Origin of the sequence: Enterobacter cloacae complex sp. I1M (assembly GCF_014982425.1) — a bacterium.
GTDB classification, from domain to species: domain Bacteria; phylum Pseudomonadota; class Gammaproteobacteria; order Enterobacterales; family Enterobacteriaceae; genus Enterobacter; species Enterobacter intestinihominis.
This window is the reverse complement of sequence record NZ_JADCLG010000031.1, coordinates 39321-49812: the sequence shown is the minus strand read 5'-3', so window position 1 is coordinate 49812 and position 10492 is coordinate 39321. Positions and strand designations below refer to the sequence as shown.

The 10492-nt window shown below is 56.0% G+C and carries 11 protein-coding genes; 2 read left to right on the top strand and 9 right to left on the bottom strand.

What is annotated here, in order from left to right:
• Together INF86_RS22535 and INF86_RS18405 are read right to left on the bottom strand one after the other, a co-directional pair.
• Positions 1 to 932: Ig-like domain-containing protein (locus INF86_RS22535; protein WP_227414818.1), on the bottom strand; the 932-nt coding region annotated here is incomplete at its 3' end.
• Positions 933 to 1826: 894 nt separating this feature from the next.
• Positions 1827 to 2744, bottom strand: coding sequence for a LysR family transcriptional regulator (locus INF86_RS18405; protein WP_045622892.1), 918 nt, complete (start codon positions 2742 to 2744; stop codon positions 1827 to 1829).
• Between the two features lie 98 nt (positions 2745 to 2842).
• Between INF86_RS18405 and INF86_RS18400 the strand changes: the two genes are divergently transcribed.
• Positions 2843 to 3565 carry an SDR family oxidoreductase gene (locus INF86_RS18400; protein WP_046621224.1) on the top strand — a complete coding sequence of 241 codons (723 nt, stop codon included), beginning with the start codon at positions 2843 to 2845 and terminating at the stop codon, positions 3563 to 3565.
• A 39-nt stretch (positions 3566 to 3604) separates the two neighbouring features.
• On the opposite strand, the gene INF86_RS18395 is transcribed toward INF86_RS18400, so the two are convergent.
• The 3 genes from INF86_RS18395 to INF86_RS18385 all read right to left on the bottom strand — a co-directional run bounded on the left by INF86_RS18395 (position 3605) and on the right by INF86_RS18385 (position 5958).
• The gene (locus INF86_RS18395) at positions 3605 to 4351 is read right to left on the bottom strand and encodes an SDR family oxidoreductase (RefSeq protein WP_022649104.1); all 747 of its coding nucleotides are present in this window, start codon (positions 4349 to 4351) and stop codon (positions 3605 to 3607) included.
• A 101-nt stretch (positions 4352 to 4452) separates the two neighbouring features.
• Positions 4453 to 5334 carry a helix-turn-helix domain-containing protein gene (locus INF86_RS18390; protein WP_022649103.1) on the bottom strand — a complete coding sequence of 294 codons (882 nt, stop codon included), beginning with the start codon at positions 5332 to 5334 and terminating at the stop codon, positions 4453 to 4455.
• An 18-nt stretch (positions 5335 to 5352) separates the two neighbouring features.
• Positions 5353 to 5958, bottom strand: a complete 606-nt coding sequence (locus INF86_RS18385; RefSeq protein ID WP_193543786.1) for an NADPH-dependent F420 reductase — start codon at positions 5956 to 5958, stop codon at positions 5353 to 5355.
• Positions 5959 to 6066: 108 nt separating this feature from the next.
• Between INF86_RS18385 and INF86_RS18380 the strand changes: the two genes are divergently transcribed.
• Positions 6067 to 6996: a LysR family transcriptional regulator gene (locus INF86_RS18380; protein WP_022649101.1), complete on the top strand. Its 930-nt coding sequence runs from the start codon at positions 6067 to 6069 to the stop codon at positions 6994 to 6996.
• A 14-nt stretch (positions 6997 to 7010) separates the two neighbouring features.
• Here the strand turns inward: INF86_RS18380 and INF86_RS18375 are convergent, their stop codons facing one another.
• Genes INF86_RS18375 through INF86_RS18360 form a run of 4 tightly spaced genes read right to left on the bottom strand, consistent with a single transcriptional unit; the run spans position 7011 to position 10490 of the window.
• Positions 7011 to 8189, bottom strand: coding sequence for a hypothetical protein (locus tag INF86_RS18375; RefSeq protein WP_032625878.1), 1179 nt, complete (start codon positions 8187 to 8189; stop codon positions 7011 to 7013).
• 11 nt (positions 8190 to 8200) lie between these two features.
• Positions 8201 to 8992, bottom strand: coding sequence for an HpcH/HpaI aldolase/citrate lyase family protein (locus tag INF86_RS18370; RefSeq protein ID WP_022649099.1), 792 nt, complete (start codon positions 8990 to 8992; stop codon positions 8201 to 8203).
• A complete protein-coding gene (locus tag INF86_RS18365; RefSeq protein ID WP_023298422.1) occupies positions 8974 to 9717 on the bottom strand; it encodes an alpha/beta fold hydrolase in 744 nt (247 codons plus the stop codon). The genes INF86_RS18370 and INF86_RS18365 overlap by 19 nt, the downstream gene beginning before the upstream one ends.
• 8 nt (positions 9718 to 9725) lie before the next feature.
• The gene (locus INF86_RS18360; protein WP_063137595.1) at positions 9726 to 10490 is read right to left on the bottom strand and encodes an SDR family NAD(P)-dependent oxidoreductase; all 765 of its coding nucleotides are present in this window, start codon (positions 10488 to 10490) and stop codon (positions 9726 to 9728) included.
• Positions 10491 to 10492: the final 2 nt, after the last annotated feature.

Genomic DNA, 10492 nt, shown 5'->3' with positions numbered 1-10492 from the left:
TGCTCCCCGTTGGTGAGCGGCGTGCCGAGATCGATAGTAAATTTCCCGTCGCTGCCAGCCTTGCCCGTTCCGATGGTGTTGCCATCGGCATCTTTCAGTGTCACGGTGCTGCCCGGCTCAGCCGTACCGGACACGGTTTTGCCGTCAGGCGAAACCTCCAGATTGGCAGGTGCATCCGGCGCGGTGAGATCCGGTGCTGTGACCTGACCACCCTGGCTGGTATTGCCGGACGGGTCGGTGGCCGTGGCGGTGATCTGCTCCCCGTTGGTGAGCGGTGTACCGAGATCGATAGTAAATTTGCCGTCGCTGCCGACCTTGCCCGTTCCAATGGTGTTGCCATCGGCATCTTTAAGGGTAATCGTGCTGCCCGGTTCAGCCGTACCTGTTACGGTTTTGCCGTCAGGTGAGACCTGAAGATTAGTGGGAGCATTCGGAGGCGTAGTATCAGGTTCGGAAGGATTTCCCGGATTACCGGGATTCGGGTTGTTGTTATCGTCATCTCCGCCACCTCCACCGCCGGTTCCCGCCGCAATAGCAATCCCACCTGCGGCGGCCAGGCCACCCAGCACCCAGGGCCACGCAGCGGCGCCGCCGGCATCACTCCCTGACGCCGCCAGTAATGCATCGGTGGAGGCGATGGATTCATAGGTCGCGGCACCGGTTGGATCTTCAATCCACCACAGCGCTCCGTCACTTTCTTCAAGCACCAGCTGGCTTACGCCCTGCGCATCAGTAACGTAGAAATTCTTGAGGGTAATCACTTCGCCCGAATTGAGGGTAATCACCAGATCGTTTCCGCTGCGGGAGTAATCTGCGATGTTGGCTCGATCCACGTTAAGCTTAACGATTGAGGAGTGATCGAGTGTTATCTGTGTCCCTTCCGTGGTCGTTTCCACGCCAGTTAATTTAGATATAACAGATATTTGGCTCATACAGTTATTACTCCAGCAGAGTGATTGGTTACGGCGTGTCAAACAAAGCCATCGTTTCTGAAGGGATGAACGCGCTCCCGGCGAAAATACTGTTTAATAAACAGGATTTACCGTTACTTTGTTTAGCGCGACCGATGCCCGCCAGGATTAAAAGTGGCAACCTCAGGGCAAAGCTAATTATTTACACAGGAAATAGTTGTTTATTTATATGTTTGCGATTTATAAGCCTTATTATTTGTGCAGGTATTAAATTATTTCGTTATAAAAATGATATAGCTATAAATGTCTGAATACGCAAATTAAGTGTTCGTAAACCCAATGCGGCTATTGCAGGGGAGATTAATTGATAGCGTGAATATATTTCGTTAGCTATGAGGGCGCGTGGATAAAGGGTTTCGGCGTAAAAGGTGCAACCCTTAAAACGGTGCTGGTGGGGCGATATTAATAATTATAATATGCGATAAATATCTAATTTTGGTTAGGTTTAATTGCTGCTTAATTGTAGTTTAAGTTAGGGTAAAATATCTGGTGTATGATATATTTAAAACTCTCTCATTTATAAAATATATTTTTACGGGCGGGTTAATTTCTGCTACTCAAAAAAATTACGTATTTTCTTCTCATGTTTAATAAATAAAAGGCCGCAAGCGTGGCCTTTCAGAGGCTATCGGTATTAGCCTAAAGAAATTATGCCGATTTCCACGAGGGCAGCTAATGTCAAAAGAATAAAGAGGATAACAACTATTGGTCTGTACATTTTTAAGGTTCCATCCTTGTGTGAAGTCCTGCCCATCGTGTCCGTTGTCATTTTCCATGGTAATGACGTGCTGTCGTTGATGCTCATCAAAGGGATGCAGTAGATTGAGGAAAATCTGCATTCAGGGTTGGAACCATTTAACGCAGTGTCGGCTGCGTGGCGGGGAGCTGTCGCCACTGGCGGATGTGCTCGATCAGGGCTCTGAGCTTGGGGGCCATATTGTGGCGCTGGGGAAAATAGAGATAAAAACCAGGAAAAGATGGAAGAAACGCATCCAGTAAGGAAACCAGCTGTCCTGATTCAATGTACGGTGTGAAGGTGTCCTCCGTGGCAAAGGTTATACCACCGCCGGCCAGCGCGAGGCTGAGCATAAGACGCAGATCGTTAGTGGTGATTTGTGGTTCAATTGCCACATCGAAAGGGACGCCTGCTTCCTCAAACTCCCAGCGATAGGGGGCAACGTCCGGGGAAGGGCGCCAGCCGATACACCGATGAGCGACCAGTTCACGGGGGTGCGTCGGTGCGCAGTGTGTCGCCAGATAGGAAGGTGAAGCCACCACCCGTTCACGCTGCTGGCCCGTAAGGGGAATAGCGATCATGTCTTTTTCGATAACTTCGCCCAGCCTCACCCCGGCGTCATAGCCCGCTGCCACGATATCGAATTCCTCATCTGACACGAAAACATCAAGCGATACCGCAGGATGCGCGGCCGTAAACGAGGCGAGCAGTGGGCCCGAAAGAAATGCTTCCGCAATTGAGGTGACTGCGATCCTGAGCTGTCCGCGCGGTATGCTGTCCGAGATAACATCGTCAAAGGCCGCCTCAATGTTGGCGATGGGCCCCAGCAACGATTTATGCAACCGTTCACCCGCTTCGGTGAGCCTTACCGAGCGCGTGGTGCGCATCACCAGCAGGGTCTGAAACCCATCTTCGAGACGTCTTATCCCCTGGCTGACAGCGGAACGGGTGATGCCCAGCCGCCCGGCGGCCGCGCTGAAGCTGCGCTCCTCGGCGACCGCCAGAAAAAGCGGTAACAAATTAAGATCAATTTTCATTGTTTAACATCGCTAACCAGTGAGTCCAGTAAAGGCAGGATACAAGAAACAATGTTGAGACTCTATGATTGCTTTGAACTCAACTGAAGGAGCAAAACATGAACAAAGTGATCTTAATTACCGGTGCCTCCAGCGGTATTGGAGAAGGTATTGCCAGAGAGCTGGGAAAGGCAGGCGCAAAAGTTTTCTTGGGGGCTCGCAGGCTGGAGCGCATCCACGCCCTGGCTGATGAAATCCGCAGCGCAGGAGGAGAGGCAGAGGCTCAGGTATTAGACGTTACCAGCCGCCAGTCGATGGCTGCCTTCGTTGAGGCTGCACTGGAAAAGTGGGGCCGCATTGACGTTCTTATTAACAACGCGGGCATTATGCCTCTGTCTCCGCTTTCGGCTGGCAAGCAGGATGAGTGGGAACGCACCATTGACGTAAATATCAAGGGCGTACTGTGGGGTATTGGTGCTGTTTTGCCGATTATGGAAGCCCAGGGCTCGGGGCAGATCGTCAATATAGGCTCGATTGGTGCCTTGTCCGTCGTGCCCACGGCCGCCGTCTATTGCGCGACCAAATTTGCGGTACGGGCCATTTCCGATGGTTTACGTCAGGAAAGTTCGAACATCCGTGTGACCTGCGTCAACCCTGGGGTAGTGGAAAGCGAACTGGCCTCGACCATTACGCACGAAGAAACCATGGCGGTGATGGATGCGTACCGGGCTATTGCTCTCAAACCGGCTGATATCGCTCGCGCCGTGCGCCACATCATCGAGGCGCCTGAGAGTGTCGATACCACCGAAATCACCATCAGACCTACGGCCTCTGCAAACTAACGTAGCGGGTCAGGCACCAGCCTGACCCGCTTCACCCTCTTACCACGGCTGTTCGGTCGGCATAATAAACAGCTCTGCCACGTCCACATGTTCCGGTGCCTGCAATACGTAAAGAATCGAGTCGGCGATATCATCGGCTTTCAGGAACGTCATCTTCTCCTTCAGCTGTTCCATCTGTGCACGATAATTTTCGTCACTGATATGCTCGAATAATTCACTTTCAACGGCACCCGGCTGAAGCGAGGTGACGCGAATGTTGAACTGAGGGGCCAGCTCCATACGCAAAATATCCGAGAAGGCGGCAACCGCGTGCTTCGTCGCGCAGTATACACCCAGTCCGGGAAACGTTTTACGCCCGGCGATCGACGAGGTATTGATGATATGACCCGAGCGCTGTGACTGCATAATCGGCAGTACGGCCGCGACCGTGTTAAACAGGCCCTTTACGTTTACATCTACCATTCGATGCCACTCGTCAACCCGGAGGCTGGCGATATCCGAAATCGGCATCAGCCCGGCGTTATTAAAGGCGATATCAATATGGCCATAGCGTTTGTGCAGTGCCTCCACCCCTTTATTAACTGAGGCCGGGTCAGTGACATCCATTGCCAGCGCCATGGCTTCCCCGCCAGCAGCCTCAATTTCAGACACCAGCGCCTGAAGACGATCCAGACGGCGGGCAGCGAGACCCACCCTGACGCCCTGTTCCGCTAACTTTTTGGCCGTGGAGGCACCAATTCCGCTTGAAGCACCGGTGATGAGCGCGACTTTACCGTTGAGTTCCATAGTTGATCCTCTTGAGAGTTGATTTCAACGCTTCAGAAAGAATGTCTGAAGTACGGGTCAATAATGGATCTTTCTGGCAATCGCTTCGCGCGGGCTTTTGCTCAAACTGTCGGGCTTTTGCTGCGAACGGCATCGCTGCGATAGTGGGAGGGCGTCACGCCGTTATGCCTGAGGAATACGGCAGCAAAGTGGCTGGGGCTGGTGTATCCGACGTTCAGTGCAATATTGATAATGGAATCATTGCTTTCCGATAGCATGCGACGCGCCTCCTCCATGCGTAGCCGGATAAAGTAGTGAGAAGGGGAAAGTCCGGTTGACTGTTTAAAGGCGCGGCTAAAATGGTATTCGCTAAGATCGGTCAGTTCAGCCAGGCGTGCCAGGTCAAACGGCTGGGCTAACCCTTCACGCATTGCCGTGAAGACCCGGTGCAGCTTAAATGCTTGCAAGCCCCCGCGGTGTCGTTTCGCATGTGTGCCATAGGTGCGAATCAGATGTACTGCCAGCGCCTGCGCAATGCCCTGGATAAACGGGCCGCTGGGTGGATTTTGCAGATACAGCTCCTGACGTATCTGCTCCAGCAGGGCGGATAGCGTGTCGTCGCGCGCGCCGGAGACTTCCCGCAGTTCATACTCCTGCATCATAGCCACTCCCATATAAACATGCATAACGACGAAAGGCGTATCTGGCCCGGCGTGCCAGCGCATTTCAGTAGGAGAAGCCGCCGTTGTGAGAAAGAAATCGCCTGCGGTAACGCGGTTTGCTAACCACGGCTCACCGGGGGAACGCTCCTCAACGACGGCATTACCTGAGAGGATCCAGACGATAAAAGGCTCCGGCACTGCCGGAATAATGACGTTTTCCTGCACGTGTCTGCGCGCCAGAATTTGCACGAATACATCCCGGGAAGATTGCGCCCGATGTTCCCTGATCAGCTTGCCGGGAAGGTATTCTTCAAAGGTCTCTGCGGAAGTACGCTGCGTCATATTTATCGTTGCCTTTAGCTATGCCAGTTGCACCAGGTTCACCGCCGGAAGAGGCCCTCCGGGGAATTGTTGTAGCGTACCGCCAACCTCCAGGCTGCCTAAATCAATACTTGCGAAGCCCAGTTGCCCGGCTAAGGCTGTTATTTCCGCCTTTGCGTCAAGATGGTCTCCGGAGATAAAGACGACACGACGGCCACCCGCCTGCGCCGGATCCTGAGCCAGCACCCCTGCAAGGAGAGTATTGAAGGCTTTAACGACGCGTGCACCCGGAGCCCACTGTGTCACCACCTGGCTTGAGTTTTTTCCGCCCAGTTCAGCCAGCGTGAAGCCTGGCAGTATGACCGGGTTGGTCGCGTCGATCAGGATACGCCCCTCCCAGTCGATGCCGCGTAACGCGGCCTCGGTTTTGTCCCAGTTTGTGCTGACAAAAACGATGTCGGCCTGGGCGGCCTGTTCTACGGTGCCAGCGCGAGCCCCGTGGCCCAGTTTCTCAACCACCGCAGTCAGGCTTTCCGGCCCGCGGCTGTTACTCAGAATAGCGTTCATGCCCGCTTTAACCAGTTGTTCTGCAAAGGCTTGCCCGATAGCGCCAGCGCCGATGATACCTACAGTAGTCGTTTTCATATTGTATTTCCTTCATTGAAGAGTAGTGAACATGCACTGAGAGTAGTAATCTTTGACCTATCTGAATAGCCTATATAATTAGATGGGATCCATCTGCTGGAGCGATACATGCTGGACGGTATGTCTGTTGATCAACTCCGCACCTTTATTGCTGCCGTTGATGAAGGGAGTTTTTCCGCCGCCGGTCGCAGGCTGCGGCGCGCGCAGTCGGTTGTCAGCGCGACGCTGGCAAACCTTGAGGCACAGGTCGGGTTTCCATTATTCGATCGTACCGGGCGTTATCCGACGCTGACGGAGGCGGGCGTCGCCATGCTGGAAGCGGCGCGTCTTGCCACTGCCGGGATGGACGCCTTTAAGGCGAAGGCACGCACCTTAGCCGAAGGTCTTGAGCCTGAACTGGCGGTGTCCGTCGACGTGATGTTTCCCGTAGCGCAGCTCACCGCTGCGGTGCAGGCGTTTCAGCAGGCATTTCCTGACACCCCGCTGCGTTTGTATGTGGAAGCGTTGGGGGCGGTGTTCCAGCCTTTACTGGACGGTCATTGCCGGGTGGCGATAACCGGATCGCTGCCGCATCTTCCGGCGGGATGCATCTCAGAATTCCTTCTCAGCGTGCCTGCGGTGGCCGTTGTCTCCCCTGAGCATCCGCTGGCGAACGCGTCCGGTCCGATCCTTCGTTCACTTTTACAGGAACACGTCCAGCTGGTGCTGACCGATCGCTCCTCTCTTACCGTGGGCCGAAGCTTTGGCGTCATGTCGTCAAAGACATGGCATTTAGCGGATATGGGCGCGAAGCACGCCTTCCTGCGTGCCGGACTGGGGTGGGGTTATATGCCGCTGCCAATGGTCGAGGAAGATCTCGCAGCGGGAAAACTGGTTACGCTGAACGTGCCGATGCAGCCCGACGTCGGGCCCGGTTTTTCCATGCAGGCGGTGCACCTGGAGGAACATCCGCCCGGCCCGGCCGGACGCTGGTTCGTTAACAGGCTGAAAATGCAGGCTGGCATGCCTCTCAACGAACGCAGCGGATCCGGCAAGTGAGCTCAACGGATAATTCAGGTTTTGTTACTGTTGCATGTCTCCAGTATCGCACCGGCCCGACGGGCCGTGGCAGGCAGGATGTCGGCATCGGCTACGTAGCCATCGGGATCGAGACAGCGATTGTGTTCTCTCGCCTGTTGCAGGATCGCTTCATCCCAGTAGAGGCGCTTACGCTGATCGCCGCGGGTCGTCAGAATAAACTCCGTTTTGCCGTCAACCGCGCGGTAGCGACGCCAGCTGTTTGCCGGAACAGAGATCACCGAACGTTCCGGAGCGATAACGCTCACTTCTTCGCCCGCCTCGTTCCAGGTGACCTCCAGCTGGCCTTTAAAGACCATAATGACCTGAATATCCGGGCAGAGATGGCGGCCCACAACGTGATCCTCGGCGAGACGCAGCCATTCGACGGAAAAACCGTGCGGGCTCACGATAGCGGGAGCGGAATCCCGATCCTGTGAAATGCCGAAACCGATAACCGGCGCAATTTCGCCGCCGTGTCCTGGCAGCACCGAATCCAGCAGTCCCTGGGCTGACCAGCAGCGGTCATCGCCGGTTACCGCACGCTGGCGCATCTCCTCAACGCTGTAGTCACGCAGCCCGGCAATATATTCCTCTGACAGCGGCGTCAGCAGCGCGGCGGGGTCAGGCCGCGGATCGCCGGTTTCCTGTGTGATGAGCATGTTGTCTTTACTCAAATACATTCCGTATTCGCTGGCTGCCGCCAGCACGGAAGGATGCCAGATGATGCCGCCCGTGTTGTCCCCGCCGAGCACCGTAAACACCATACCGCTGGTCTCTTCTTTACTGACGTTGGTGAAACCGCGGAAGATCCAGGTCGGTATTGAAAGGATAGTGGGTGCGCTAAATTCAGCTTCATGCTCGCCGTTGGCGCCCCAGCGAAAACGCCATGTTCCTTCATGGATCAGGAACACCTCGGCGGTGAAATGCAGATGTAGGTTATTCGTCACCCCTTTCGGCATAGCCGCCGCGCCAATGTTAAAGCCGTGCGGCTCGGGAATATTGACGACCTGCTCGCTGGACTGGGTTACACCCGGGCCGATGAAGGAATAGTTTTGTTTGAGATGCGAGCCGGGTAGCTTGCAATCAATAAAAGCAAGATTACAGGAAACCATGTCCTCGGGGGCGATTAACCGTGTTCGTGCCTGACTCTGGGTAAGATGGATGGTTTTCATTATTTCTCCTTTTAATAACCGGATGCACCGGTGGTAGGGATAGCGTTGCCGCGGGCGAGGGCAATGGCTTCACGCGAGGCGCGACCCAGTTGCATAACGTCGTTTGCAGGGGTAACAAACTGAAAACCCTGATCAATGCGCGCTGCGGCGGCCGCGCCGGAAGTGCAGAAAATTCCGGCAATCTTCTGCTGCTGGCGGCAGCAGTGAATCACCCGCTCAATAGCAGCAAGCATTTCGGGATGTTGCGATTCGGCGCTGGCGCTGCCGGTCAGCGTCAGTGAGAGATCGTTGGGGCCAATAAACACACCGTCCAGCCCTTCGGTATCAAGGATGGCGTCAAGATCAGCCAGCCCTTCGCGGGTTTCGATCATCGCCAGCGTCAGGATCTCGTTGTTAGCGTGCTGTGGATAATCACTGCCGCCGTAGAGTAGACCCCTGGCCGGACCAAAGGAGCGAACACCCAGCGGTGGATAGCGACAGGCCGCGACAAAACGGCGAGCCTGTTCCGCGCTGGAGATCATCGGGCAGATTACGCCGTAGGCTCCTGCGTCTAATACGCGCATGATTTGCGCCGGATCGTTATCTGCCACCCGCACCAGCGGCACGGCAGGCGTGGCCGATAGCGCCTGTAGCATTGACAGCGCGCTGGCAAAATCAATCATGCCGTGCTGCAAATCGACGGTGACGGCGTCGTAACCCTGATGGCCCATAATTTCCGCGCTATAACCTGACGGGATCGCCAGCCAGCCGTTTATGATGGGAGTATTTTCCAGAAATGCGGTCTTTAAACTGTTTTTGCGCACTGTATGCACTCCGTTATCCACTGACGCAGCAGCGGCGCGATCTCATCCGGGGTTTCCAGCGGAATAAAATGCCCGCCAGCCTCCACCGTATGTCTGGTCACGTTCGCGTTGCCTGCGGCCAGTAGCTGATGATGATGGGGCGTGCAGATAACGTCCTGCGCGCCGTTTAGAAGTAATGTGGGGCAGGAGAGGGCGTTAAACGCAGTCCGGTTGTCCTGCCGGTGAATGGCCATTTCCGTTTGCCCGGCAAAGGTCTCAATGCCGCACTCTTGCGCCATTCGGCAAATAGTCTCTTGCAGGATCCGATCGGACAGACGTGACGGGGCGACATAGCTCTGCCACAGCGAGGAGACCAGCCAGTCGGCCAGGCCCCGCGCCTGTGCGGTGCGTACCGCTTCCCGGCGTGAAGCGAGGGTGTCTGGCGCAACGGGCAACGGATTAACGGAAATCAGCGTCAGCCCGTTCACTCTTTCTGGCGCGTCGGCGGCCATTTGCAGCGCGACTATGGCACCGAGAGAAAACCCTGCCAGCAGAAAGCGCGGCGGCAGAACCTCTAATAACCGCCGTGACGCCTGCGGCGCGGACTCCGCACCCGTCAGCGTAATACAGGACACCGCTGCGACATTCAGCCGTTCAATGACGGGCTGCCAGAGCCGGGCGTTACAAAGCGTGCCACCAAGCAGCACCAGTGGCAGATCGGTATTGTCCAGAAGCGGATATTCCATTGCATCCCTCACGTAGCCGTCCAGCCGCCGTCAACCATCAGGGCACTGCCGGTGATCAGCCCGGCGGCATCTGAGGCGAGAAACACTACCGGGCCCATAATGTCCTCCAGCCTGCCTAACCGGCGCAGCTTGATGTTGTCCAGCACGTAGTGGCGGAACGCCGGATCGGCAAGCGCCGGGCGCGTCAGGTCGGTTTCAATGAAGGTCGGGCACAGCGTATTAACGCGGATCCCCGCATCGCCCAGTTCTAGCGCCATCGTTCGGGTTAACCCTTCAAGCGCGAATTTGGAGGCACAGTACACGCTACGCTCGGGGCCACCAACGTGTCCCATTTGCGATGAGATGTGAATAATCGACCCTCCCTTACCGCCCGCCCGCATTCTGCGCGCCACGCGCTGGCTGACAAAAAAGGTGGCGCGCAGGTTAAGCGCCATCACCGCATCGAAATTGTCCTCGTTCACCTCAAGAAACGGCTGGTGGCGTGCCAGCCCGGCACTGTTCACCAGAATGTCGGGCGTGGGCAATGTCGCCAGCACACGCTCCACCTCCTGAGCGTCGGTAATATCCAGCTCCAGCGGGTGAAATGCGAGCCTGTGTTCCGCTGCCAGACTTGCGGCATGCGCCAGCGCCTCGTGGCCCCGGGCGGCGATCCATACCTCTGCGCCCGCCTGTGCGAGGGCGACGGCGGCAGCGAAGCCAATCCCTCTTGACCCGCCGGTTACCAGCGCGCGTTTGCCGTGCAGGGTGAAAGAGGGCGTTTGCAAAAGCGTCATGG